At 59.9% G+C, this 26,224-nt stretch carries 22 protein-coding genes; 8 read left to right on the top strand and 14 right to left on the bottom strand.

Annotated features, from left to right (window positions below):
- Window positions 1-76 precede the first annotated feature (76 nt).
- Both PY649_RS02995 and PY649_RS02990 read right to left on the bottom strand, forming a co-directional pair.
- Window positions 77-2,587, bottom strand: coding sequence for a glycoside hydrolase family 2 protein (locus PY649_RS02995; protein WP_285866643.1), 2,511 nt, complete (start codon window positions 2,585-2,587; stop codon window positions 77-79).
- Between the two features lie 30 nt (window positions 2,588-2,617).
- A complete protein-coding gene (locus tag PY649_RS02990) occupies window positions 2,618-3,331 on the bottom strand; it encodes a FadR/GntR family transcriptional regulator (RefSeq protein ID WP_285866641.1) in 714 nt (237 codons plus the stop codon).
- A gap of 125 nt (window positions 3,332-3,456) precedes the next feature.
- Between PY649_RS02990 and uxuA the strand changes: the two genes are divergently transcribed.
- Window positions 3,457-4,659 (top strand): mannonate dehydratase, encoded by a 1,203-nt coding sequence (gene uxuA / locus PY649_RS02985; RefSeq protein WP_285866639.1) that lies wholly within the window; start codon window positions 3,457-3,459, stop codon window positions 4,657-4,659.
- Between the two features lie 163 nt (window positions 4,660-4,822).
- Here the strand turns inward: uxuA and PY649_RS02980 are convergent, their stop codons facing one another.
- The 4 genes from PY649_RS02980 to PY649_RS02965 all read right to left on the bottom strand — a co-directional run bounded on the left by PY649_RS02980 (window position 4,823) and on the right by PY649_RS02965 (window position 9,626).
- Entirely contained in the window at window positions 4,823-6,127 is a 1,305-nt protein-coding gene (locus PY649_RS02980; protein ID WP_285866638.1) for a mechanosensitive ion channel family protein, read from the bottom strand.
- Window positions 6,128-7,054: 927 nt separating this feature from the next.
- Window positions 7,055-8,023, bottom strand: coding sequence for an aldo/keto reductase (locus PY649_RS02975; RefSeq protein ID WP_285866637.1), 969 nt, complete (start codon window positions 8,021-8,023; stop codon window positions 7,055-7,057).
- Between the two features lie 368 nt (window positions 8,024-8,391).
- Window positions 8,392-9,018, bottom strand: a complete 627-nt coding sequence (locus tag PY649_RS02970; protein WP_285866636.1) for a cysteine hydrolase family protein — start codon at window positions 9,016-9,018, stop codon at window positions 8,392-8,394.
- Between the two features lie 128 nt (window positions 9,019-9,146).
- On the bottom strand, window positions 9,147-9,626 hold the full coding sequence (locus tag PY649_RS02965; RefSeq protein ID WP_285866635.1) for a cupin domain-containing protein: 480 nt from the start codon (window positions 9,624-9,626) through the stop codon (window positions 9,147-9,149).
- A gap of 97 nt (window positions 9,627-9,723) precedes the next feature.
- Between PY649_RS02965 and PY649_RS02960 the strand changes: the two genes are divergently transcribed.
- A complete protein-coding gene (locus tag PY649_RS02960) occupies window positions 9,724-10,668 on the top strand; it encodes a LysR family transcriptional regulator (RefSeq protein ID WP_285866634.1) in 945 nt (314 codons plus the stop codon).
- A 250-nt stretch (window positions 10,669-10,918) separates the two neighbouring features.
- Complete coding sequence (locus tag PY649_RS02955; RefSeq protein WP_285866633.1) at window positions 10,919-11,347, top strand: VOC family protein; 429 nt, start codon at window positions 10,919-10,921, stop codon at window positions 11,345-11,347.
- Between the two features lie 75 nt (window positions 11,348-11,422).
- On the opposite strand, the gene PY649_RS02950 is transcribed toward PY649_RS02955, so the two are convergent.
- The 7 genes from PY649_RS02950 to PY649_RS02920 all read right to left on the bottom strand — a co-directional run bounded on the left by PY649_RS02950 (window position 11,423) and on the right by PY649_RS02920 (window position 19,701).
- The gene (locus PY649_RS02950; RefSeq protein ID WP_349644405.1) at window positions 11,423-12,955 is read right to left on the bottom strand and encodes an ABC transporter substrate-binding protein; all 1,533 of its coding nucleotides are present in this window, start codon (window positions 12,953-12,955) and stop codon (window positions 11,423-11,425) included.
- A 253-nt stretch (window positions 12,956-13,208) separates the two neighbouring features.
- On the bottom strand, window positions 13,209-14,549 hold the full coding sequence (locus PY649_RS02945) for an amidase (RefSeq protein WP_285866632.1): 1,341 nt from the start codon (window positions 14,547-14,549) through the stop codon (window positions 13,209-13,211).
- Window positions 14,550-14,786: 237 nt separating this feature from the next.
- The gene (locus PY649_RS02940) at window positions 14,787-15,617 is read right to left on the bottom strand and encodes an alpha/beta hydrolase (protein WP_285866631.1); all 831 of its coding nucleotides are present in this window, start codon (window positions 15,615-15,617) and stop codon (window positions 14,787-14,789) included.
- 37 nt (window positions 15,618-15,654) lie between these two features.
- Entirely contained in the window at window positions 15,655-16,902 is a 1,248-nt protein-coding gene (kynU, locus tag PY649_RS02935) for a kynureninase (RefSeq protein WP_285866630.1), read from the bottom strand.
- Window positions 16,903-16,918: 16 nt separating this feature from the next.
- Complete coding sequence (locus tag PY649_RS02930; RefSeq protein WP_285866629.1) at window positions 16,919-17,842, bottom strand: ABC transporter permease; 924 nt, start codon at window positions 17,840-17,842, stop codon at window positions 16,919-16,921.
- A gap of 4 nt (window positions 17,843-17,846) precedes the next feature.
- Complete coding sequence (locus tag PY649_RS02925; RefSeq protein ID WP_285866628.1) at window positions 17,847-18,626, bottom strand: ABC transporter ATP-binding protein; 780 nt, start codon at window positions 18,624-18,626, stop codon at window positions 17,847-17,849.
- 88 nt (window positions 18,627-18,714) lie between these two features.
- Window positions 18,715-19,701 (bottom strand): ABC transporter substrate-binding protein, encoded by a 987-nt coding sequence (locus PY649_RS02920; RefSeq protein WP_285866627.1) that lies wholly within the window; start codon window positions 19,699-19,701, stop codon window positions 18,715-18,717.
- Window positions 19,702-19,885: 184 nt separating this feature from the next.
- Here PY649_RS02920 and PY649_RS02915 point away from each other — a divergent pair, with 184 nt between their 5' ends.
- Together PY649_RS02915 and PY649_RS02910 are read left to right on the top strand one after the other, a co-directional pair.
- Complete coding sequence (locus PY649_RS02915; protein WP_285866626.1) at window positions 19,886-20,641, top strand: GntR family transcriptional regulator; 756 nt, start codon at window positions 19,886-19,888, stop codon at window positions 20,639-20,641.
- 134 nt (window positions 20,642-20,775) lie between these two features.
- Window positions 20,776-21,729 (top strand): NAD-dependent epimerase/dehydratase family protein, encoded by a 954-nt coding sequence (locus PY649_RS02910; RefSeq protein ID WP_285866625.1) that lies wholly within the window; start codon window positions 20,776-20,778, stop codon window positions 21,727-21,729.
- A 10-nt stretch (window positions 21,730-21,739) separates the two neighbouring features.
- Here PY649_RS02910 and PY649_RS02905 read toward each other — a convergent pair whose 3' ends face one another.
- A complete protein-coding gene (locus tag PY649_RS02905) occupies window positions 21,740-22,948 on the bottom strand; it encodes a TIGR03862 family flavoprotein (protein WP_285866624.1) in 1,209 nt (402 codons plus the stop codon).
- A 292-nt stretch (window positions 22,949-23,240) separates the two neighbouring features.
- Between PY649_RS02905 and PY649_RS02900 the strand changes: the two genes are divergently transcribed.
- The 3 genes from PY649_RS02900 (at window position 23,241) to PY649_RS02890 (ending at window position 26,223) form a co-directional block, all read left to right on the top strand.
- Window positions 23,241-23,870, top strand: a complete 630-nt coding sequence (locus PY649_RS02900; protein WP_285866623.1) for a VOC family protein — start codon at window positions 23,241-23,243, stop codon at window positions 23,868-23,870.
- A 244-nt stretch (window positions 23,871-24,114) separates the two neighbouring features.
- Entirely contained in the window at window positions 24,115-24,834 is a 720-nt protein-coding gene (locus tag PY649_RS02895) for a TetR/AcrR family transcriptional regulator (RefSeq protein WP_285866622.1), read from the top strand.
- Between the two features lie 231 nt (window positions 24,835-25,065).
- The gene (locus PY649_RS02890; protein WP_285866621.1) at window positions 25,066-26,223 is read left to right on the top strand and encodes a Gfo/Idh/MocA family protein; all 1,158 of its coding nucleotides are present in this window, start codon (window positions 25,066-25,068) and stop codon (window positions 26,221-26,223) included.
- Window position 26,224 lies beyond the last annotated feature (1 nt).

Raw genomic sequence — 26,224 nt, 5'->3', positions numbered from 1 at the left:
GGGTCGGATGATTGTACTAGATCACAAGCCGCCGCGCGATCATAGGAGGCAATTTGCCGTTTCCGATTGCAATCCTTCACGAGATCCGCTTCGGCCTGTGAGTGGCAAGTTCCGTCACCACCGAACCCGGGATATGCGCGATCTGATTGGCTGTGCGCACAATGGAGAAAAGATCGGCATCGTCCCAGGCCTCCTTCGACGGGCCCCTTATGTGGAACGTCTTGCTTTCGCCCGGCATCAGGTTGACTAGCATGTCGTCGACCTCGGCATTCGGGCTGATGCGATCGGCAAACAGGCAGAGATCGCGCAGGAAGGATTGTGCCGTGATCGTCACGGCTACCTCGTCGGCGATCTGTTCGGCCTCAAGCTCGAACCGAGGCTGCGGATATTGCAACTTCATATCCTTCTCGAAGAACCACCAGGCTTCGGCATCGCCGAGGCGGGCTCGCAGGAACTCGCGCTCAGGATCGCCCGGCGTCGCCACATCCTTGGGGATTGATATCTCGGCATTTTCGAAGCGGTCGCAGAGGATGCGCCAAACAGAATGGCGGGCGAGAAGAGTGCCGCTGAAATCGAAGCGCTCGATGGTGAAGGGGACGCGCCAGAACAGGGCCGTATCGTTGACGGCGACGGCGGAGAGACTGTTGCCACGCGGCTGGATGGTCAGGAGATGCGGGGCGTAGCTGTTGCGGAGCGCGTACCAAAGAGGCTTCTTTCGTCCGGCACCGTCGACCGCCGCCCAGGAGGTCACCGGCCAGCAGTCGTTGAGTTGCCAGACGATCGTACCCATGCAGGTGGGGCGATGCGATCGCATATGATCGACGCCGACGCTGATGGCGCGGGCCTGATTAAGTTGGGTTACGAAGAGCCAGTCGTCGAAGCTTTCCGGGGTCGGAAACCAGCCTTCCAATCCCTTAAGCAGCTTGTCGTTGCCGCTGGTTGCCTTCTGATGATGCAGAACGCCGGGGGAGGCGGGCGCTCGATCTTTTTCACGCACGGATGCGGCAAGCGTGGCGTAGGTCGGCGGTGCCTGCCAGCCGAATTCGGAGCAGAAACGCGGAATATAGTTGCGGTAGGTCTCGTATCCGACCTCGTTCCAGACGTCCCAGATGTGTTTGCAGCCATGCTCGTCGGCATTGGGCGCAATATCCATCGAGCCGGAATAGGGGCTTCCGGGCCAATAGGGCCGCGTCGGATCGATCTCGGCGACCAGTTTGGGCAATAGGTCGAGGTAGTAGCCCGCGCCCCAGGGTCGATTGGCGAGCACATCCTGCCAGCCCCAGTCGAAATAGCCCCAAATATTTTCGTTGTTGCCGTTCCAGAGCACTAGTGAGGGGTGCGGCATCAGCCGGCTGATCGCCTCGCGCGCCTCCGCCTCGATCTCACTATAGACCGGCTCGTCCTCTGGGTAAGCGGCGCAGGCGAACAGGAAATCCTGCCAAACCATGATGCCGGCGGCGTCGCATTCGTCGTAGAAGGCATCGGTTTCGTAAATACCGCCGCCCCAGACGCGGAGAATGTTCATATTGGCATCCCGCGCCTGAGCGATCCGCTCGCGGTAGCGTTGCCGCGTTACGCGCGGAAGGAAGCAATCCTCCGGTATCCAGTTGGCGCCGCGAGCAAAGACCGGCACATCGTTGACGACGAGGCTAAAGGCAGAGCCGGTGTCGTCCGGCGCGGTGTCGAGGCGCACGGAGCGAAAGCCGACGCGGCGTTGCCAGCGGTCGAGGGTTGCACCATCGGAGCCTAGCAGGTGAAGATCAAGATCGTAGAGCGGTTGGCCCCCAAACCCGTGAGGCCACCAGACTTGCGGATTGTCGATCCGGCATTCCACCAGGGCATGCGTCTCGCCTTGAGCAATCCGCATTTCCGAACGCTTGCCGCCGATCGACATCACCAGAGCTGCGCTATCGATCCCCTCGGCGGCCCATTCGATCTCGATCCGCAACCGCGCGACGCCGTCGCCGCCCTGCAGGGTGATTTCAGGGCGAACGGTGCTCAGACGGGCCTTCGACCAGCTTTCGATGGCAATCGGCTTCCATATGCCTGAAGTGACGACGGTCGGACCCCAGTCCCAGCCGAAATTGCAGGCCATCTTGCGGATGAGGTTGCCTGGCCCCGGATAGTTGGCCGGGATGTCTGCGGCCGAACCGAGTTCGCTGCGAACCGCCTCGCCATGAGCATAGGCTGAATCGAAGTCGACGATGAGCTCGTTCCGGCCTTCCTTGAGCTGCTCGCGAATATCGAAACGATAGCTGCGATGCATATTGCGCGTTTCCCCGAGCAACACGCCATTCAGTTCCAGACGCGCCGCCGTGTCGAGCCCGAGGCAGGAGAGATCGATCCGATCCGCCTCGTGGTCGTCCCAGTCGAAAGCCAGCCGGTAACGCCAGGCTGAGCGGCCGATCCAGTCCTGGGAGATCTCGTTGACATCGAGATAGGGGTCGGTGATGAGCCGGGCCGACAGCAGATCTAGATGCACATTTCCCGGCACCGCGGCGGGGATCGTCGCGGGTAGCGAGGGGGCCGTCGAAGGTGCCTGAAGGCGGGAAACGGTCCAGCCGGTATCGAGTGCCAGTTTCTTCATGGTCGTCGGTCCGTCATGAAATGGATCGTGTCAAATTTGCCGCGGCTCTTTGGTAGGCTCTATGAATTGCAGCCCGGCGTGAAGATGACGGTTCATGTGATAGGCATAGGCGATGCGGTCCCGCTTTTTCAATGCGGCGATGATGTCGCAATGCTCGTCATAGGAGCTTTCCACAGCCACGCGAGAACGTTTGCCGGCCTCCATCAGCCGCTGCAGTAGCGGCCGCAGAATGCTGTAGACCTGCGATAGCGTGCGGTTACCGGCAAAATTGACAAGCTCGGCGTGGAACTTGAAATCGAACTCGGCAGCGTCGGAAAGTTCCGGTGCCCGCTTCATGGCGTCATTGATCGCTTCCAGCCGCGCGATGCCGGCCTGGTCGATATCTTCGAACAGAAGATCGGATAGATTGACCTCGATCAGCCGGCGAAAGCCTTGAATATCCAGGAAGCTCTCGGCGGAAATGTCGATCGAGAAAGAGAACAGCTCCATCAGCGCTTGTTGGCGGCGATCGGTGATGACGGCGCCGACCTTCTGTTTGCTTTCGACGATGCCGTAGGCTTTCAGAATGCGGATCGCTTCGCGCACGGTATTGCGGCTGCTGCTGAACATCGCCGCCAGCTCGATTTCCGACGGAAGAGCGTCGCCGACCCCAAGATTGCGCTCACGCATCATCTGGCGAATCGCATCGACCACGTGGTCTACCGCCGATCCCTTGTCCTCGACCTCCGCGGTTTCCATTGCCATGCCTCCTCCAGCTGAAAAGAGGATATTGTTGGTCAATAATGGATGTCAAGCGTATGCAAGGCAGCTATTGAATGGACAATTATCGATTTGGCGATATGTTGACCAACAAATATGGGAGGCATTGCATGGAAAGCTGCTGGCGCTGGTTTGGGCCGAGGGATCTCGTTCCACTTATTCACGCACGTCAGGGCGGGGCAACGGGCATCGTGACGGCGCTGCACGAAATCTCCTATTCCCGTGTCTGGACGCCGGGAGAGATCGAGGCGCGCAAGGCCATGGTGGAAGCTGCGGGCATGAGCTGGAGCGTCTGCGAATCGATCCCGGTCCCGAGCGCCATCAAGCTCGGTGGTGCCGGTGCCGCAGAGGCGATAGGCATCTGGAAGGACACGCTGGTCAATCTCGCCCGATTCGGCATCAAGACGATCTGCTACAACTTCATGCCGGTGGTCGACTGGACGCGCACGGACTTGCGCTTCGAGATGTCGACGACGGCGCTTGCCCTCCGTTTCGACATGGTGGAATTCGTCGCCTATGACGCCTTCATTCTGCGCCGGAAAAGTGCCGAGCCGAGCTATTCGCTGGAGCTTTTGCAGCGTGCCGAGGAGCGGCTGAAGGGCCTCTCGGAGGAGGCGGTCGGCCGGCTGGAGAGCAATATTATCGCAGGTCTTCCGGGCGGTGAGGACAGTTATGGCCGCGCGGCCATTCGCGCAGCCATCGAGTCCTTCGAAGGAGTGACGACGGAGGATTTGCGATCGAGCCTCGACAATTTTCTGCGTGAGGTCGTGCCGGTCGCTGCCGAAGTTGGAGCGCGGCTCGCCATTCATCCCGACGATCCCCCGATTTCGCTCTTCGGCCTGCCGCGGGTGGTTTCGACGGCAAGGGACCTGCGTCGTATCATCAGCAGTGTCGATCATCCCGCCAATGGCCTGACGCTTTGCGTCGGATCCCTCGGGTCACGTGCCGACAACGACGTGCTCTCCATCGCGCGCGAATTCGCGCCGCGCATCAATTTTGCCCATTTGCGCGATGTGGCGATCGAGCCGGATGGCTCTTTTGTCGAGGCCGCGCATCTGGAAGGCCGTAGCGATATGTACGCGATCCTGCGCGCGCTTCTGGCGGAGGAGGCGCGTCGCCGCACCGAGGGCCGGCCGGATCATCTGATTCCGATGCGCCCCGACCATGGGCATTTGATAGGCGATGATGTGGATAAGCCGACCAACCCGGGCTATTCGCTGATCGGACGGTTGAAAGGCCTGGCCGAACTGCACGGCGTCATCCACGCGATCGGCAAAACCGACGAGTACTCGCGATACTGGAAGAGCTTTTAGGGATTGAAGAGACCCAGCTTCGGCCAGGCTGAAGCTGGGGCTGGACGCCGGCCGGCCGGCTTATAGCGAGGACTTCGTGATCCTTTCACATTGCGGTCGCTCACGATGGTCCCGCTCGCGTCAAAGTCTCAGAGATGCCAGCTAAGACGATGCAACAGTTGCTCTATCCCGATTCCGAGTGACGTTCAGCAATTTCGACAGGCGTCTTCATGATGATCTCGCGATGCGGGAAGGGGATCGAAATACCTGCTTGCTTGAAGGCGTCCCATAGCGCCATCAGTACCTCGCCGCGAATGTTGGTCAGCCCATTGCTCGGATCGGAAATCCAGAATCTCAACTTAAAATCGAGAGAAGAGGATCCGAACGCCGTCATCCAGCACACCGGTGCAGAGTAGCTATTTGCGATGCGAGGAATGCTCTTTGCCGTTTCTATGGCGATGCGCACAACATCATGCGGGTCGCTATCATAGGAAGTTCCGAAGTCGACTTCGATACGGACGAAGTCGCTGGAAAATGACCAGTTCACCACTTTCTGGGAGATGAAGTCCTCGTTGGGGATAAGATACTCCTTGCCGTCTCTGGTGATCACTGAGACGAAACGGGAGCGCAGATCTCTGATCGAACCAAAAGTGTCCCCGAGCGAAATCGTGTCTCCTGGCTTGATGGACTTGTCGAGCAGGATGATCACGCCGGAGATGAAATTCGACACGACCTTCTGCAAGCCGAAACCGATACCGACGCCCACCGCGCCTGAAAACACGGTGAGGGCCGTAAGGTCGATCCCCGTAGCCGATAGTGCGATCGCGCCCGCCAACACGATCAAGCCGATCTTGATAAGTTTGCTGATGAGTACCTTGAAGGAGGGGGAAAGGTCAGGGGACCGATGAACCCAGTGAGAGGAAACGTTTCCAATCAGTACGGCGAGCCAGACCAGCGCAACCACCAGAACGATGGCTTTTATGATCAAGAGCAGTGAAAGCTTTACCGCGCCGATCCTGACGGCAGCACTGTCGAGACCCTCAAGGACCGCGCTATCGAGCCCGACAGTGTAAAGGGCAATGTAGCACCAGCTCGCTACCGCGACCACGCGTGCGAGGGTCTGATTGCGGATGATCCTCGTTAGCACCGCTATGACGAACCATGCAGCCGTGAGTGTCAGCGCGGTTTCGACAAGCCACCGGTGAGAGGGCCACGCATAGCGCGACAAAACCCCTTCCACCAGCCACAACCACACAATCAGGAAGAGCCAGCGCAGGCGTCTCAGGAAGGCGACAATAACGCGCAGCAGGTCCGGGTTTCCTTTGATTTTACGCGCGCGCGCTTCGAAGAATGGCTCTACTCGTTTTGCGGCAAATGACGAAAGCAGGAAACCGAGGGCGATCAATCCACACTGGTAGAGTGTCCACGCATTAAGAAAAACAGTCTGAACCCAAGCCTCAGTTTCTCTGAAGATTTCCTCGAAACCCACTGAACTGTCCCCCGATAATCGGCGACCGGTGATTGTTCACTGTGAATCATAGCACCTGCGCAGCCACAGCGCTGTAGCACTTTGAATTGCTGCATGTTTTTAGCGTGAGGCAGAGGTAGTATACTTGCGTTATCGAAATCGCCGCCGAACTTCGTGTTATCGAAGCGGGGTGAGTGGGGTGGTTGATCCATACCCTTCATGCAAGACGACTTTGATAGCGTCGTTCGGTGCCGGGCGAGCGAGACGCTGAACTTCCTCCCATGGGGCGTTCAGCTTGATAGGTCAACAACAAGACGCGCATTGCCTTGTCGTGAATACCTGTGAGGAGAAGCAAAATAAACGCTATTGTGCAGGGCGCGTCGCCAGACCGCGAGACTATAGTTTCCGCTCGATGCGAAATCGAATAACATCTCTTTATCAAAGATTGTCAAAGAGGGCAGTGAGAATGTCTTTGCAGCCGATCCAATACGGACTCATGAGGGCAGTTGCCCTTGGCATTCCGATTATTCTTTCGGTTGTTTTTTTGGCCTCTTGTTCGACAGCCGGCGGAGCTGGAGGCCGATCTGCTCCTGTAACCGCAAGCAAGTCAGCAGCCTCCGTCAACGACAAAGCGGCCGCCCGTCGGCGATGGGCGGAGAGAGTGCAACGAGATAACCAGTTAGCTCCGAGCGGGTCGCAACCAGGTTCCTATGGGTCTTTCGGCCGTCTTTTCAGTTGGTGATCAGTGGCTGTTCGTGCCTGACTACTGTTGGTCTGCAATCCTCGGATACCGACGTGTGCATGTGCCGATCAGGCGCGAGGGATGGGGGGCAGCCATCAAAGGAATAACACTTGCCTTTTAGCCGACGAGCGGTGATTGCCCATCACCCTCCGGGCGAAGGCGGTCAAATTATGCGCCCGCCTTTCGCACTCTCTTCGCAAGTTCAATCAAAAGCCGGCGACATGCTGTGGCTTGTAAGGGGCCTCAAGCGCTTTGATCTCATGGGCGGTGAGGACAAGGTCGTCCGAGGCGATCGCGTCCTCCAGATGGCTCATCTTGCTGACGCCGACGATCGGCGAACTCACCTCGGGCTTCTGCAGCACCCAGGCCATGGCGATTTGCGCCATGCTCGTGCCACGGGCTTTGGCGACGGCTTCGACAGCCGCCACTATTTCGCGGTCGCCGGTTTTCTCGTACATCGTCTTATTGTAGCGGTCGGTGGTGGCGCGCTTGGTTTCCGTGCCCCAGGGGCGGGTCAGCTTGCCGCCGCCGAGAGGGCTCCATGGCAGGGTGGCGATACCCTGGTCCTTGCAGAGCGGCAGCATTTCGCGCTCCTCCTCGCGGTAGACAAGGCTGACCTGGTTCTGCATCGAGACGAATTTGCTCCAACCATTCTGCGCTGCGGCATGCTGCAGCTTGGCGAATTGCCAGGCCCACATGGAGGAGGCGCCGATATAGCGTGCCTTGCCGGCGCGAACGACGTCGTTTAGGGCCTCCATCGTTTCCTCGACAGGCGTGAAGGGATCGAAGCGGTGGATTTGGTAGAGATCGACATAGTCGGTACCGAGGCGCCGCAGGCTGTTGTCGATTTCGCCGAGAATGGCGGCGCGCGATAGACCCTGACCATTCGGACCGGGACGCATGCGGCCGAAGACCTTGGTCGCAAGGACGATTTCCTGACGTGGCGCCAGCTCTTTCAGCAACACGCCGGTGATTTCCTCGCTCGTGCCCTGCGCATAGACGTTCGCCGTGTCGAAGAAATTGATGCCTGCGTCCCAGGCGCGCTTGTATAGCGGCCGCGCTTCGTCGAGACCAAGCACCCAAGGACGCTCATCCGTCTGCTTGCCGAAGGACATGCAGCCGAAGCAAATGCGGCTGACCTCAAGTCCTGTCTTGCCAAGTCTTACGATTTTCATGGTCTTTCCTCCAAGTTTCGCTTTGAAACAATCGTGGGTGGGATCGGCTGTCAGAGAGGCAGTTCCGAAGGGCGTTCCGGAACGCGTGGAAGCATCATACCGCTGGGTTTCCCTCCGCTCGGCACGGGAGGGGATGTAGAGGGCGCGATAATGATTGCCAGAAAGAAGTGGAGCGTCAGCTTTGACGGCAAGCCACGGTTCTTGTCAAGATATCCGATCGTATTTTCAGAATTGCCGTTTCCCGACAGAACTGATTGAGATGGGGCGACAGGGAGAACTTTGGCTTAAGAAGGCGTCGACGAACGAAGATGATCCCGTGCTTCAATAGGGTGATGGTCGGATATGATGGCCTGCGGCCTAACAGGAACTCATGCCGGACGAGACATGGCTGCCAAGAACGCACCCGAATTCGTCACTATCGTATCGCCCATGAAGCGCAGGGATTCGACGGAGCGTCTTCCTGCCTCCACATCTCCATGGCCGCATGCGTCTTCGATCAAGATTGGAACGATCCCTAGGTCGGCCGCATGGCGGCAGGTCGGCTCGATTCCGATCTCCATGGCAATGCCGCAGATCGCCAGCGCCGAAAGACCGGCATCCCGCATGGCGAGCTGCAAGGGCGTCCCTTCGAATGCAGACATCCCCAGCTTGTCAAACACGAAGTCCCCCTCTTGGGGTCGCAGCTCCGGAACGATTTGAACCGCTTCGCTGTCTCGCAGGAACCAGGGTTTCACCTTCTCAGGATCGTCGGTGCATTGCCATGCCATCGCCATCCGGGTTGCAAACAAGCCCATCCACGGCTTCGGCAGTGAAAGATGACGACAGAAAGCGATCCGCATGCCCGCACTACGGGCAACGGCGACAATTTTTGCGATCCGATGGATCGTTTCATCCGCGCCTTTGACTTGTCGGGCTATGCCGATCTGCATGTCGTAAACCAGCAGGGCGGCGCGATCAGGAGAAAGCCAATCGGCAACGGTTGCAGGCATGGTCATAAGCGAAGCATCCCTGACAATGAGCGACGACCCGTTCTAAAACATGGTTGTCCATTTGCATAGCATCGAACGGTTGTTCAACGGTGATGGACCTGCTGGTCATTCGGCAGGACCATCACCGTTCAGGGTCAAAGCGGCGGCCCGACAATGTCGATCCCGTTTCGCGCGCAGCAGCGGGCAAGTTCGTCGATCATGGCTGGCGTCGGCTCGGAGCGCGGCGGAAGCGAGCGGCTCTCGGCTGGGCGGCTGCACTCCAGAAGCATTGATTCGAAGTCGTTGCCGCGCGTGATCGTCAGACACCGAGTTCCCTGTTTGCCCTCTGCGCGGTAGCTGTGCGGAATGCCCTTAGGCGCCAGCACCGTGTCGCCTGCCGCGGCGATGATGTCCTTGCCGTCGACACGGAAGCGCATCCTTCCTTCGAGCACGTGGAAGATTTCGTCCTCGTTTCGGCGGACATGCATCGGTGGCGAGTCGCCGAACGGCATCCAGTGCTCGACGAGCGATATTCGATCTTGTCCTTCTCCTGAGCCAACTTTTATGCTGACGAGCGTATTTCCGAACCAGCGTAGCCATGCATCGGGCTTCACTGAAGCGATGTCCGTTGCCATTGCGTTTTCCCTTCATCGTTGCGAATGTGTTGGAAGTATCTACCGCAGAGCAGGCGCATTTCGCCAATCGCATGTTGATATCGAGGCTATTGACGGCATGAATTTCAACGCGCTCGATTTGAACCTGATCCGCGTCTTCGACGCGCTTGCGCGGGAGCGGAGTGTCACCCGCGCCGGCGACAGGATAGGGCTTAGCCAACCCGCGGTCAGTTCGGCGCTCAATCGCCTGAGGCATGTCTTCAACGATCCGCTGTTCGTAAGGCAGGGAAACGAGATGCTGCCGACGCCGTTGGCAGGCGAACTCGCTGAAAGGGCGCGGCTGGTGCTGGGCGAGATCGAAGAGATGGTTCGAACCCGCCGCGGGCTGGAACTTGCTGAACTGGATCGAACCTTCACGTTGCTCGGTGCCGACTTCTTCTCGATGCTGCTTATGCCTCGCCTGTCGCGCGAGGTATCCCGGCATGCTCCGAACGTGCGCCTGCGGCTGCTCGACAGCGCCCTTGGCGATGTCGCGAGGCTCCTCCAGAAAGGCGGGATCGACATGGCGCTCGAGCGGCCGTTGGAAGTGCCGGACTGGATATCGAGCAGGCTGCTGTTCAAATCTCCATTCGTGCTGATCGCTTCCAGCGGCAACCAGGCTGTCGCCGCCCTTCCCGAGAACGGGCCGATGCCGATGCAGATCTTCTGCGCATTGCCGCATGCGCTGAGATCAATCGACGGGAGCATGTCGGGCATGGTCGACGACGCGCTCGCAGCAACGGGCCTTAGGCGGCGGGTCACGCTTGCGCTGCCCCACTTCCAGGCCGTGGCGCTTGCCGTCGCCTCGGGGCGGCATATTGCGGCAGTGCCGTCACAGTTCGCTGCTGCGGTGCGCCACGACCTAAAGCTGCGTGTCTTTGCTCCGCCGCTCGACATTCCGGTGCCGGATGTCCGCCTCTACTGGCATGCCCGCCATGATCAGGACGCCGCGCATCGGTGGATGCGCGAGCAGGTCATAGAGGCGGTCGAGGAGCTTGGCTGGGGATCGGCGCAGCGCGAATAGGCGGACCTGCCGGTTTATGTCATCCGTCTAGGGTTCGCTGATTTTTGGCGAGGCGCATCCGGCAAACATGGTCGCCGTCCGGTGGATCGAGGCGGCAGTCACAAATTATACAACTGTCGTCGGCGTCGATTGATGTGGGAAAATCGGCAATCAAAGCTGACGTCACCTGTCGGAAATGATCATCGTCAACCGTCCTTGGGATAGCCCGTTCTATGGGCGCAACGCAAAAGTCCGTTCCTAGGAGACAATCATGACCGATGCAGAACAAGCGCAATCACAGCAGCCCAACGTGCCGGTGCTTGGCGGCCTGGTACCTTATTTGACGGTGGACGGTGCCGTAAAGGCAGCCGAATTCTATAAGCGCGCCTTCGGCGCCGAACAGGCTTTCATGTATCCGCTCGATGAGAAGGGCCGGACGATGCATCTGCATCTCTACATCAACGGCAGCTCGCTGATGCTGGGCGACGCCTATCCCGAATACGGGCACGCGTTCGAAAAGCCACAGGCTTACGCCCTGCAACTGCTTGTCGACGACATTGATGCCTGGTGGAAACGGGCCGTCGATGCCGGCGCCGAGGTCGTCGTGCCGATCGACGTGATGTTCTGGGGCGATCGCTGGGGCCAACTCCGCGATCCCTTTGGCGTCACTTGGGCCATGAACGCGCCCGTCAAGAAATAAACTCTGCACGAAAGGCCCTGGATTCGCACGCCTCGAATCTGGGGCCAATCCTCTGAAATGTCATTGCGAGGAATGCTAACCGGCCGCCCCCTTCTTCACGCCTTGCAGCCGGATAAGCCCGTCGGGGTAGGGGACGAAGCCATCGATATTGCTGCGGGCGGCCCAGAGTGATTTGTAGTGATAGAGGACGATCAACGGCATGTCGGCGACATAGAGATCGATGGCGTCGGCATAGAGTTTCTTGCGCTTGGCATCGTCCGTCGTCTGCCGTGCCTCGGTCAGGATCTTGTCGAGATCCTTGTTGCTGTAGTGGCCCCAGTTCAGGAAACCGTCGCTGGCGATCCACGGGCTGATATTGCCGTCCGGATCGGGGCGTCCGCTCCAGATCGCCATCGAGGCCTGATATTTGCCGGCATCGGAATTGGCCGCCAGTGTCGAGGACTCCAGTGTCTGGATCTTGATGTCGAATCCGGCCTCGGCGGCCATCGACTGGATCATCTGCGAGACCTGGGCCAAGATCGGGCTGTTGGCGACGGCAAGCGTGAAGGAGGGATGAGGTGTGCCGGCCTCGCCCAGCAGCGCCTTTGCCTTGGCGACGTCGCGCTCGGGCACCGGATGGGCTGGATCATAGAACTGCGTGCCGACCGGCTCCGGTTGGTTGCCCGGAACGAAGAGACCGTCATAGGCCACCTGGTTGATGGCATTGCGGTCGAGCGACAGTTCGAAGGCCTGACGGACCTTCTCGCTTTTGCCGAGCGGATTGTTGGCGTCATCGCCATGATTGGTGTTGATGGAAATAAGGTCGAAGGCGGTGGAGGGGCCACCGATCACTTTCAGGTTCGTGTCGCTCTTGACGGTCGAAATATCGCTTGGCGACAGGCGCTCGATCAGATCGAGGTCGCCGGAGCGCAGGCTAAGCAGCCTCACGCTGTCGTCGGGGATCATCCGGTAATTCACCGAGTCGACCAGAATCGCATCCTTGTTCCAATATTGATCGAAACGCTTCAGCAGAATGTGATCCTGTGAAACGCGTTCGACGAATTGGAACGGCCCGGCACAGACGGGATGATCGCCGATCTTGGCGCCTTCCTTGGTGAGCGCCGCCGGCGACATCATCATGCCGGCGCGGTCGGACAACACGCTGACGAGCGGCGCATAGGCATGGCTCAGCCTGATGTTGACGGTCAAGGGGTCGACGACCTCGACGCTGGCGACCGGCTTAAGCTCGGTCTTGCGCTTGGACAGCGGATCGGTGCGATAGCGATCGAGATTGGCCTTGACGGCGGCGGCATCGAAGGGCTGGCCGTCCTGGAACAACACATGCTCACGTAGCTTCAGCGTCAGGGTCAAATTGTCCGGTGACCAAGACCATGCGGCGGCAAGTTGCGGCTGGTATTTGCCGTCGGCGGTGATGTCGATCAGCTTGTCGCAGAGGGCTGCAAAAACGACGCGGCCCGCAACCGAAGTGCCCTGCGCTGGGTCGAGGACATCAGGATCGGCGCGCAAACCGATGCGAAGATCGGCGGCCATGGCGGATGAGGAAAGCAGTGTCGCAACCAGAAATGCCGAGCGCATACAGAGGCTGGCCCAGCTCGTCAGTGAAGTCATCGACGGCATCCTTTTCGACTGAGAACGCGCTGTCTGCGCGCCCTCGGCAGTTTTTCGGATGGGACTGTGCTAGCACAATATAACGCCTCTGCACAATATAGTGCAGAGGTTAAAATCTAGGCGGAAGTCACTTTTGGCAATATTAGATTTCTCTTTACGAAATGGCCTCCGCGAGAGAATAACTCCTCGCGAAGTTCGATGCGCGGTAACGCCGAGATGTCATCTGTTATATAGATCTATAACAGATGCGCGTTCAGATGGCCGGTCTCGTGTAGGCGGCGAGCGCCGCCTCGACGCCAAGGGCGATTTGCAGCAGCTTGGCGTCATTACAGAATGAGCCGGTGAGTTGCAGACCGAGTGGTAAATGTCCGTCCATGCCGCAGGGAAGGCTGATGGACGGTTGACCGGTCATGTTGGCGAAGCCGCTCGACAGCATTTCACCTTCCTCGCCCTCCTCGGTGAATTCCGGATCTTCGATAGGGGCGGGAAAGGGAACGCTGGGACTCAGCAGCACATCGACATCGGCGAATTGGGCCTCGACCGCGTTGCGAAGCCGCAGGCGAAAATCCTGAGCTTGCAGGTAATTCACCGCGCTGACATCGAAGCCGGCCTCGATTTGCGATCGAGTTCTCGGCGCATAGCCTGCAGGATTTTCAGCATAGAGTTCTCTATGGATAAGGGATGCCTCCGGCTTGATGATCTTTCGCAGCTCCGAATTCGCGGAGGCCAACAACGGGATATCGATCGTTTTGACGCTGGCGCCGCGTGCCTCCAGCGTCTTGATCGCCTGCCTGAGGTTTTCCGCCACGGCTGGGGTCAGTTCTCGGCTGTCGGCGTGGTAGGAAAGAACGCCAATAGTGACGCCTTCCAGCGATGGCCGCGACAGACGGAACGGTTGTCCGCAGAGATATTCCAAGAGGATCGTGGCGTCCGTGACGCTGCGGGCAAGCGGCCCGACATGGTCGAGCGTTTGCGACAGAGGGAAAACACCGTCGACCGGTACCAGCCCGAAGGTCGGCTTCAATCCGACGATCCCGCAATAGGAGGCGGGGATGCGGATCGATCCGCCGGTATCCGTGCCGACGCCCAAGGGGACGATGCCCGCCGCGACCACGGCTGCGGAACCGCCGCTGGAGCCGCCCGAAGTGCGGCGTGTATCGTGCGGGTTGTTGGTCTGGCCAACATCCGGATGGGCGATGCCATAGGCATATTCGAGCAGATTGGTCTTGCAGAGGATGATGGCGCCAGCCTCTCGCAGCCGCTTTACAAGCTCCGCATCGTCAGCCGCTATTGCGGGCGGGCGGACGCGGCTGCCAAAACCGGTCGCTACGTCGCGGACCTCGATCAAATCCTTGATGGCAACTGGAATGCCGTGCAGCGGCCCGAGATCGCGCCCGGACCTGAGGTCGGCCGCTGCGCGGGCTGCTTCCTTCAAAGCTGCATCGCGCATGACATGCGCAATGGCGTTCAAGCTTGGTTCGAGCCTTTCGATGCGCTCCAACGCTGCAGTCACGACATCGACGGGTGACAGCGAACCGTCGCGGAAACGGCTGCCAAGCTCGCCCACGCTCAGAAATCCGATGTCGTGTTTCATTTCGTCGCTATCCTGCGGTGCACTCACGGCTATTCCCCCCTTTGTTGTATTCCAACGGTCTCACTGCTGCCTGCAAGCCAGCATAAAGCAGGAAAAGCGGTGCTGCTTGCGCAGCAGCGGCATTGTCTGGAAGGCCGGCCAGGAGAATGCGTTCACCGACGACGTTCGGCAAGCCTATTGTTATGCTGCCGCACGCGGAGTGCCAGCCATGCGTCGCGCATCGAAAATCGCGGCGGTTTATTCGGAAAGCAGGGTCCGCGTCAGCGGGTGCATGGCATCAGTCAGACCGTCCAATACTGTGAAATGATTTTGGTCCGGTTCGACGACGGCGCCGGTTGGCGCGCCAAGGCCGGTCCAGATATTGGCGAGCAGGGCATTCTGGCGGATGAATTCCGCCCGCTCGGCACCGCCGACCCAGCAGGTGAGGCGGATATTTTCAACGGGTTCCAGTAGCGCCGGGCTTTCGGCCATGGCTTCCGCAGCATCAATGCGCAGGTTCTCGTTCATAGCCCTCCTCATGATCGGGCGCAGATCGTGCACGCCGGAAATGGCAAGCACATGCTGGATGCGTTTAAGAGCCGCATCGCCGAGCGGTGAGGTCTTCGTCATCATACGGGCGACAAGCTGACCGCCAGCCGAATGCCCTGTCAGGACGATGGGGCCGCCCACCATTTCGGAGGCTGTCGTGATCGCCGCTGCGATTTCCCTGCCGATCCCGCTGATGCGATTGTTCGGGCAGAGCGTATAGGAGGGGATCGCAACGGCATATCCAGCCGCAATCGAGCCGGCGGCAAGGTGCGACCAATAGCTCTTGTCGAGTTCCAACCAGTAACCGCCGTGGACGAAAACCACCAGCCCCCGAGGTTGGCCTTCGGGCAGGAAGAGATCGAAGCGATTGCGCTCCGCCGGACCATAGGCAATATCGAACCTTGCGTTTCCCGCCGCAGCCAGGTTGTCGCGGTAGGTTCTTGCCGGCTCGACCCAGGCTGCCGGCCATTGATCGCCGTTGACGATATAGGCGCCATTGGTATAGGCGCTCTCCCAATCGGTAACCTTGAAATAGCTCATCTCAAACTCCCATTGTTCCGGTCGCCGACATTCGAAGTCAGGTCACAGTCGACCGCACGGCAAAGCGTGCTTCCTTCCACGATCCGCTGCGCAGAATATCCTCGAGCACCTCCGCGGCCTGCCAGACATCGCGGTAGCCGACATAAAGCGGCGTGAAGCCGAAACGCAGGGTGGAGGGTGCGCGGAAATCGCCGATGACGCCGCGTTCGATCAAGGCCTGCATCACTTCATAGCTGTTGCTATGGGTGAAGGAGACTTGGCTGCCGCGCCTTTCGCTGTCGCGCGTGGTTTCCAAGACGACGCCATATTGGCCGCATTTCGCCTCGACCAGTTGGATGAAGAGATCTGTCAGCGCAACGCTCTTCCTGCGCAACGCGTTCATGTCGACCTCATCCCAGACGCCTAGCACGCCCTTCAGCGCTCTGAGCGACAGGATCGGTTGAGTGCCGCAGAGGAAGCGCTTGATTCCATCTCCGCCGGCAAAATTCTGCTCGAAGGCGAAGGGACGGGCATGACCCCACCAGCCGCTGAGCGGTTGGGTGATCGAGCCGTGGTGGCGGTGCGCGGCGTAGATGAAGGCCGGCGAGCCGGGGCCGCCGTTCAGGTACTTGTAGGTGCAGCCGACAGCGAAATCGGCATTGGATCCATCCAGATCGACAGGCAACGCGCCGGCGCTGTGGCAGAGATCCCAGATCACCAGTGCGCCAGCGTCATGGATTTTGCGAGTCAGCCGCGCCATGTCGCGCAACTCGGCGCTTTTGTAGTTGACGTGGTTGACCAGTACGACGGCCACCTGGTCGTCGATCAAATCCTCGATATTGTCCGCATCCCTGCCTTCGAGGCGAAGGCTAACGCCCGGCCGCGTCGAGGCAACGCCTTCGGCCATGTAGAGGTCAGTCGGAAAGCTGTCGCCTTCCGCAACGATAACGCTGCGGCCCGGGCGCATGGCAAGTGCGGCATGCAGGGCCTTGTAGATGTTGATCGAAGTCGAGTCGGTGACGACGGTCTGGCCCGGTACCGCGCCGGTCAGCCGGCCGATGCGGTCGCCGAGCTCGAGCGGTAGCTGGAACCAGCCGGCGCTGTTCCAGCTACGGATGAGGCCGTTGCCCCACTCTTCTGTCGCGGCATGCTGCAATTCGGAAAAAACATCATGCGATGCGGCGCCAAGCGAATTGCCATCAAGGTAGATGACGCCCTCGGGCAAGGCGAAGCGGCTACGGAAAGAACGCAGCGGATCGGCCGCATCCATAGCCTCGACAGCGGCGAGATCGGGAAGGCTGGTCATAGTGTCGGGTCTCACTTTATTCGCGAATGGTTTCCCGGGCGGGCGCCCCGCCGCGGCTGCGCTTGATGCTTGGCAGGGCCAGCATCAGCAGGACGAAGAGGCCGGTAGCGAGCTTCAGGTTTGGCGGTGGCATACCGGCGGCAAGGCAGAGCGAAACGAGCTGGTAATAGATGATCGAGCCGACGAAAGGGGCCAGTAACTGCCTGAGCACCGTCTGCTTGCCTGTGAAGGCCTCGCCGATCATCAGTGCGGCCAAGCCGTTGATCAGGATGCCGATGCCCATGTTGACGTCGGCAAAGCCCTGCGATTGCACCATCAGCGCGCCACTGGAAGCGGAAAAGGCGCTGGCGAAGCCGACGCCACCGATCGTCGCGGCCCAGACATTGATGCCCTGCGCCTCGGCCATTTCCGGATTGGCGCCGACCGCGCGCATGGCGGTGCCCTTCTCCGTCTTGAAATAGAGGTTCAGCGCGACGAGGACGATCAGGGCGATCAAGCCGGCGACGACGATCTTGCTTGCCGGAAAGCCCGGTTGGGTCAGCGGTACCCAGTCGAATACGGTTGGCTGGCCAAAGACCGAGAGGTTCGATTTGCCCATGATGCCCAGATTGACGCTGTAAAGCATGGTCGACATCAGGATGCCGGCGAGCAGTGTGTGGATGCGGAAGCGCAAGTGAATGAACGCCGTGCAGCAACCGGCGGCGAGACCGACGACGAAAGCGGCGATGATCGCGAGCGGCGGCGCCACGCCCGCTGCGAGCAGGATGCCGCAGACGCAGCCGCCGAGCGGAAAGGCGCCTTCGCTGGTCAGATCCGGAAAGCTCAGCATGCGGAAGGGGATCATGATGCCCAGCACGACGAAGCTCAGGATGAAGCTCTGCGCCAGCGTGACCGGAATCAGCGAGACGAAACTGGAAACGGTTTCCTGAATGAAATCCATGATGTCAGCTCACCAGCAGCATGCGGTCGGTCTTGACGGCGAAATGGCCGATCAGCTCAGGAACGGTAACCTTTCGCTTTCCCTCGCCGGTGATTTCGAGATGGACGCGGCCGGCATCGAGCATGATGATACTGTCACCGAAATCGACGGCGTGCTGCATGTTATGCGTCACCATCAGGGTCGTAAGCTTTAGCGTTTCTACGGTTCGCACAGTCGCCTGCATGACGATATCGGCCGTCCGCGGATCGAGGGCGGCGGTGTGTTCGTCGAGCAGCAATACGTCGGGCGAACCGCCAACTGCCATAATGAGGGATAGCGATTGCCGCTGGCCGCCCGAAAGGAGCTCCACTTTGGTGTCCAGACGGTTCTCGAGACCCAGCCCGAGAACGGCGAGGCGTTCCTTGTAGGCAGCGAGACGCGCGCCATTCAAGCCGGGCCGAAGTCCCCGCCTCTTGCCGCGCAGCTCGGCGAGCAGCATATTTTCAGCGACTGTCATGCTGGCGGCGGTGCCCTTCATCGGGTCCTGGAAGACGCGAGCGAGCCGCGCCGCGCGATTATGGACCGGTATGTTCGTGACGTCGTTGCCATTGATGAGGATCTGGCCGGAATCGAGGCTGAGGGCACCGGAAATCGCATTCAGCATGCTGCTCTTGCCAGCGCCGTTTGAGCCAATGACCACACCGAATTCGCCGGTCTTGAGGGAGAGCGTCAGGCCGTCGAGCGCGACCTTTTCGTCGGGCTGGCCTCTGTAGAAAACCTTGCGCGCGGATTTGATGTCCAGCATCCGTGCCTCCCCTGCAGTGTAGGGTTATCAAATGGCGGCGCTTTCAACGCCGCCATGGATCAGATTGATCTCTCGAAGATGCCGCCGATCACTTCGTGAAGCAATTGCAATCGGCAAGCGAGGCCGGAACGTCGGCGCCGAAAGCCTTCAAAACGGCCTTGTTGATCAACGGAGCATGGTCCTCATAGGCAGGACGCGATGGCGCGATCGTCTTGGGATCGCCACCCTTGAGGATCTTTGCGGCGATCCTCCCGGCATTTTCGCCGACCTGCTCGTAGTTGACGGCGAAGCTTGCCGGAACCACACCGCTGCGAACTGCGGCGTCGTCGGAATTGACGATCGGGATCTGGGCCTGGCGGGCGGCTGCCGCAACGGCGGTGATTGCCGGCTGCAGAAGGTTGGAGGCGGGCGTGTAGATCACGTCTGCCTTGCCGGCGAGCGATGCGATTCGCTGCTGGATGTCGTTGACATTGTCGACGCCGACCGGGACCAGTTCGAAGCCGGCGGCCGGAGCGGCTGCCTTAACCTTTTCGATCAGGGCAGCGTCGTTGGCCTCGCCCGGATTGTAAGGCACGCCGATGCGCTTGGCGTTCGGAAGCAGCTTCTTGGTGAAGGTCAGGATGGCGGCGATATCCTGCAGGTCGCTTGCGCCAGTGATGCCCTCATCGCCGGCATCCCAGGAGGGAACCAGCTTGGCGGCGACCGGATCGGTCACGGCCGAGAACACGATCGGAATGCCGGACCCGGCGAGCGCCTTCTTGGCGATCTGCGAGACCGGCGTCGTGATGGTGTACATCAGCTTCGGATGGTCCGACTGCAGCTTGGCGATCATCTGCGGCACCAGCGAGGCGTCGAAGCTGGTGTTGCTCTCGGTGTAGACAACATCCTTGCCTTCGACGAAGCCGTTGTCGGCCAGCGCCTTCTTGAAGCCGGCGATCGACGCATTGAGTTGCGGATGTTCGCCGAAATTGGCAATGGCGATCTTGATCGGCTCGGCGGCTGCAGTGACGACACTCGCCATGAACGCGCCAGCGAGAACCAGTCCCGACAACCACATGGATGTGGATTTCTTCATGATTTCCTCCCGTATTTTGGAGAGAGCCTTGCTCTCCCAGCTTTGTTGCCTGGGATCATAGCGGCTACGTTGGCCCTGTCAATTTGCGATATATGATATGCCCCATCAACGCGTATGATATATATTTTTGCCCCGTGTTGGTTTTATATATAATCCTAAACTCGGTGACCTGGGAACGGGGGCTATGCAAGACAAGGAACCTTTGACGAAGACTGAAGCGGCCTACTGGCTGCTGCGGCGGGATATTCTCAACACCAAGCTCAGGCCCGGCGCATCATTGAAGCTGAGCGCCTTGCGGGATGCCTATGATGTCGGCTGGACTCCCTTGCGCGAAGCGCTGTCGCGGCTGGAAGCCGAAAAGCTGGTGACAGCCATCAGCAATCGTGGTTTTGCCGTCGCCCCGGTTTCCCGTGCCGAGCTGGAAGACCTGATGCGGGCGCGAATGGTGGTCGAACTGCCGCTGCTGCTGGAATCGATCGAAAAAGGTGGGCCAACCTGGGAATCCGCCGTGGTCACCGCGCATTACCGCCTCTCGCGCTGCAAAATCGTGCCCGATGACGCTTCCGAGGAAATGGCCGACGAGTGGGATGAAAAGCATACGGCATTTCATGCCGCGCTCTTGAGTGCTGCCACATCGAGCTGGCTCCTGCGCTTTCAGGGTACGATTTCCGACCAGCTTCGCCGTCATCACCGCTTTCTCGGTCTGGCGCCGACACAGCGCGCCGCCGCCGGTCTGCAGAGCGGATATGAAAAGGCGGTCGCCGCCCTGCGCGACGCGATGGCGATCGAGCATCATACGGCGCTGATGGAGGCCGCTCTGGACCGCGATATCGAGCGCGCCAGGGTGCTGATGACCGAGCATATCGGCTATACGCTGCAGGTCTATATCAGGTCCGAGGATGAGGACGGCGAGCCGTCAAAGTTGCGAAGAGGCGCCTAGTCGCAAGAAAGTCTCCGTCAGCTTCCGTTTGGGGATGACAAGACGGCGCATGCTCCTATTCTTTGAGAGGATCATTTTCTTCGCGCCGGGTTCCGGCATCATCCGATTTTAGAAAATATACTTGGGAGGACATCATGACGCGTGCAGTGGTCATAGGGGCAACCGGCCATGTCGGCACTTATCTCGTGCCGCGGCTGGTGGAAGCCGGGTATGAGGTGGTGACGGTGAGCCGTGGTCAGGCAAAACCCTATTTGCCGAACCGTGCATGGGATGCCGTCGAGCAATTGACGATGGATCGCGCCGCGATGGAAGCGGACGACAGTTTCGGGCGGGCGATCCGCGCTCTGAAGGCCGATATCGTCATCGATATGATCTGTTTCACCCTAGACAGCGCCAAGCATCTGACCGAGGCTCTTTCAGGCCATGTCAGCCATTTCCTGCATACGGGCACGATCTGGACGCACGGTTTTGCGACCGTCGTGCCGACGCTCGAGGAGACGCCGAAGCGACCGTTCGGCGAATACGGAACGCAGAAGGCCGCCATAGAGAGCTATCTGCTGGGAGAGGCACGCACCAAAGGTTTCCCGGCGACATTGATCCATCCTGGCCATATCGTCGGCCCAGGCTGGGGACCGCTCAATCCGGCGGGTCATTTCAACCTTGCGGCTTTTTCGACGCTGGCGCGGGGTGAATCGCTCGTATTGCCGAATTTCGGCCTGGAAACCGTCCATCATGTCCATGCCGATGATGTCGCCCAGATGTTCATGGGCGCGATCGCCAATTGGCGCGCTTCGACCGGCGAGAGTTTCCATGCAGTGTCGAGTGGTGCGCTGACACTTCGGGGCTATGCCGAGGCGATGTCGCGCTGGTTCGGCCATGAGCCGAGACTGGAATTTCTTCCCTACGACAAATGGGCCGAAAGCCAGACGCCGGAGGATGCCAAAGCGACGTGGGAACATATCGCCCGCAGTCCGAATTGCTCGATCGCCAAGGCGGAGCGGCTTCTCGGCTACCGGCCGCGCTACACCTCGCTGCAGGCGGTGCAGGAGTCTGTGACATGGCTGATTGCGAACGGGCGGATTGGGTGACCGCATTCGGTTACCGTTGTAGCCAGGTCTCTATTCCTTTGGCTGCGGCGCGTCCGGTGGCGAAACAGGCGGAGAGAAGGTAGCCGCCGGTCGGCGCTTCCCAATCGATCATCTCCCCGGCGACGAACACGCTGGGAAGGGCCTTCAGCATGTATCCGTCGTCGACGCTGCTCCAGCGGATGCCGCCGGCCGATGAGATGGCTTCGGCGATTGGCCGTGGGCTCAGAAGCGGGATCGGTAGGGCCTTGATCAGCTGCGCCAGCCGATCCTGATCTGCAAGAGTGTCGGAAGGAGCAAGTTCTCGCAGCAGAGCCGTTTTGACGCCTTCGATCCCTGCGCCTTTGCGCAGGCGATTGGAGAGGCTGGCTTTGCCGTCTTGTCGGGCCAGATCGCGCCACAGCCGTTCTGCTGTCCTGCCGGGCGCAAGATCGACAATGAGCGCGGCGTGGCCGTCGCTGGCAAGCCGTTCGCGCAGACTGGCGGCATGGGCATAGACAAGGCTGCCTTCGACACCGTGCTGGGAAACGACGAATTCGCCGGGAAAGGTGCCGGCATCAGACGTCAAGGTCACCGCCTTCAGCGGCTCTCCGGCGAAGCGCTCCTTGAAGATTTCGCTCCAGGCGACATCGAAGCCGCAATTGGCGGGCTGGAAGTCGGCAATCTCCACACCTCTGTCGCGAAGCCAGGCGATCCAGGCGGCGTCCGAGCCGAGCCGGGGATAACTCGCTCCGCCGAGCGCGAGGAGAGCTGCGTCGCATTGAATGATTGTTCGTCCTGTCGGCGTCTCGAAGGCGAAGCCGCCGTCGGCAAAACCGGACCAGCGATGCCGTGTCAGAACCTTGACGCCTCGCGTCTCCAGCCTGCGGAGCCAAGCACGCAGCAGCGGCGAGGCCTTCATCACCTTTGGAAAAATACGGCCCGAGGAGCCGGTAAATGTCTCCGTGCCGAGCCCCGCCGCCCAAGTCCTGATATCGTCTGGCGTAAAAGCGTCCAGGGCCGAACGCAACAGGTCGGAGCTCGGACCGAAACGATTGGCGAAGCGGATGTAATCCTCCGAATGAGTGATGTTGAGGCCGGATTTTCCCGCCAGCAGGAATTTGCGCGCGACCGTCGGCATGCTGTCATAGACGGTGACTTGGTGGCCGGAGACAGAAAGCACCTCGGCCGCCATCAGGCCCGCCGGCCCGCCACCGATGATCGCGATCTGCTTTCCTGTCATGAAGCCGTCCGGTGTTGAATTGTTTTTGTCCTCTTGGGCCGAGCCGGCGTTGAAAGCAAGGTGCCTTGGCGACGAGTGTCCGATCGTCAACTATGGAGTAGCTGCCTCCCTAGCCAAGGCTGCCATCGCGCCTAAATCATAGGTTGACTTTCTATACCGTCGGGAATGCCGTCGTGAAGGGCCGGATCCATCCTTTCGACTGCGGAACGAGCAATTCTGCTGAGTCATCTGCATGCGTCCAGTTTCACAATCTTTGTCTTCGTTTTGAACCTCTAAATACAGGGAGCCCCACATGAGCAACAATCGGGTAGAAGGCACAACCGCGAGCGAGGCCTCGACAACACCGACGGTCGCTCTGAAGATTGAGGTCGCCGTCCTCCCTGTCGCAGACGTCGATCGCGCCAAAAGTTTCTATGAAAGCCTCGGCTGGCGGCTCGATGCAGACTTTGTTCGAAGTGACGGATCTCGCGCCGTCCAGTTCACGCCTCCTGGCTCACCATGCTCGATCCATTTGGGCTCGACGTCCACCTTCTTCCTAGTCGTATCCGATATCGAAGCGGCCCATGCGGAACTCGCCAAGCGCGGTGTCGAGATCAGCGAGATATTCCACCGCGGCGAGGGACCGGGCCGTGTGAGTGGGCCGGATCCTCAGCGCCGCAGCTACGCCTCGCTTGCATCATTCAGCGACCCGGATGGCAACAACTGGCTGCTTCAGGAGGTTACAGCGCGATTGCCGGGGCGCGTGGACACGAATGTCACATCATTCTCCTCGCCGACCGAGCTTGCGGCCGCGCTCCGGCGGGCGGCAGCAGCTCACGGCGAGCACGAGAAGCGGGCCGGAGGCCAACACGATGAGAATTGGCCGGACTGGTATGCCGAGTACATGGTCCGGGAACAGGCCGGCGAGGAACTGCCGTTGTAAGTGCGGGCTGCCTGCAAGCGTCTAAAAACTGCCGACTCTGCTCGCCTGGCGAGGGTATGGTCTGTGTTAAGCACCACGCTTCGGCTTGGCGCCAAGCTTGCATTTCTAGCGATACTGCTTTTATATAACTATATAGTTACTATAGCCTTCGATTTTCAGGGGGCTGTCAACTTGTGCCGTGATCAGGTACTTGTCGACGGTTAAGGGGCCGCATGGGCCTTGCCAAACGCAATCGGGAGCCGCGATGAGCGAAGCCAAAATCACCAAGGGCCGATCGAGGAGCCCGAAGGCTGAAACTGCGGTCGAGTCAGCGGACCGGGCGGTGCCGCGTTCAACCGCCGAACGGCCGCGTCTCAGGGATGCGGAGCGCACGAGCAAGGCGATCCTGGCTGCGGCGACCAAGGAATTTGCCGAGCGGGGCTATGGCGGCGCCCGCGTCGACGCTATAGCCGAGCGCGCCAAGATCAACAAGCGCATGCTCTATCACTATTTCGGCGGCAAGGATGCGCTCTATGTCGCTGTCCTCGAAGGCAGTTATGTCGCTATTCGCTCGGCGGAGGCGAGGCTCGATCTTTCGCACCGCAGCCCTACCGAAGGCATGCAGGAGCTTGTTGTTTTCACATGGAAATATTTTCTGGATCATCCGGAATTCCTTGGCATTCTCAGCACTGAGAACATGCATAAGGCCCGCTTTCTGAAGCGGTCGGCGCGGATTTTCGAGCTGCATTCGCCGCTGGTTGCGGAGATTTCCGGTCTGCTCGATCGCGGTGCAGCAGCGGGCGACTTTCGCCCGGGCTGCGATCCCGTCAAGATCTACATGAGCATCGCGGCCCTCGGTTCCTTCTTCCTGACGAACCGCTGGACGCTATCGACGATCTTCCAGCGAAACCTTTCCGACAAGTCGGAAATCGATTCCTGGGGCGAGCACATCGTCGACGTCATCTTCGCCTATCTGCGTCCTTAGAGCGGTTCAGCGTTTCACGGAATCGCTTTCCCGCTCTATCCTTTTGTTTTTACGCATTCCGGACGGAAAACCGCTTCGCACTTTTCCTGGAATTGCTCTAAGCTCAAAACGCCTCCTGATCCCACCAGAATCCGCGCACTTGCCGTAACGGCTGTCGATAACGGCCGTTGACAGCGTCGCTTCGCCATGTCAGTTATGTAACTATATAGTTATTTACGGGAGGAGGAAGACATGGTGACGAAACAGATCGGCATCATCATGCACGGCATCACCGGCCGCATGGGTTACAATCAGCATCTCGTACGGTCGATCCTGGCGATCCGCGAGCAGGGCGGCGTGCAGCTTGCTAATGGCGACAGGTTGATGCCGGATCCGATCCTGGTCGGCCGCAACGCCGACAAAATCGCGGAAGTCGCGCGCAAGCACGGCCTGGCGAAAACGACCACCGATCTCAACAGCGCTCTTACCGATCCTCACAACACGATTTTCTTTGACGCCGGGTCGACGCAGATGCGCGTCTCGCTGCTGGAGCGAGCCATCGCGGCGGGCAAGCATGTCTATTGCGAGAAGCCTATCTCCGAGACATTGGACGAAGCGCTTAAGGTCGCCGCTTTGGCGGAGCGTCATGGCGTCAAGAACGGCGTGGTGCAGGATAAGCTTTATCTGCCGGGCCTGCGCAAGATCGCCATGCTGCGCGACAGCGGCTTCTTCGGCAAGATCCTCTCCGTGCGCGGCGAGTTCGGATACTGGGTTTTCGAAGGCGACTGGGGTGTGAAGGCACAGCGTCCATCCTGGAACTACCGCAAAGCCGAGGGCGGCGGGATGATCCTGGATATGCTGCCGCATTGGCGCTACGTGCTCGACAATCTCTTCGGCGAAGTCAAAGCCGTCAGCTGCTACGGCGCGACGCATATTCCGAGCCGCGTCGATGAAAACGGCAAGACCTATGTCGCCGACGCCGACGATGCGGCCTATGCCACGTTCGAGCTCGATGGCGGCGTGGTTGCACAGATCAACTCCTCCTGGGCGGTACGCGTGCGGCGCGACGATCTCGTGACGTTCCAAGTGGACGGAACGCATGGTTCGGCGGTCTGTGGACTGATGCGCTGCTGGACGCAGCACCGCGTCAACACGCCGAAGCCCGTCTGGAACCCGGATCAGCCGCAGCCGATCAATTTCTTCGAGACCTGGGACGAGGTGCCCGACACGCAGGCCTTCGAGAATGGCTTCAAGGCGCAGTGGGAGGATTTTTTGCGCCACGTCGTTGACGATACGCCTTGGAAGTTCACCTTGCGCGAGGGCGCCAAGGGCGTTCAACTCGCCGAGCTCGCCCAGAGGAGCTGGGCCGAGCGCCGCTGGATCGACGTTCCCTCGCTTTCTGCTCTCTAGG

Origin of the sequence: Rhizobium mayense, assembly GCF_030272705.1 — a bacterium.
Taxonomy (GTDB): Bacteria; Pseudomonadota; Alphaproteobacteria; order Rhizobiales; family Rhizobiaceae; genus Rhizobium; species Rhizobium mayense.
Note: the sequence above shows the minus strand (reverse complement) of the source record. Positions and strands in the feature narration are given on the sequence as shown.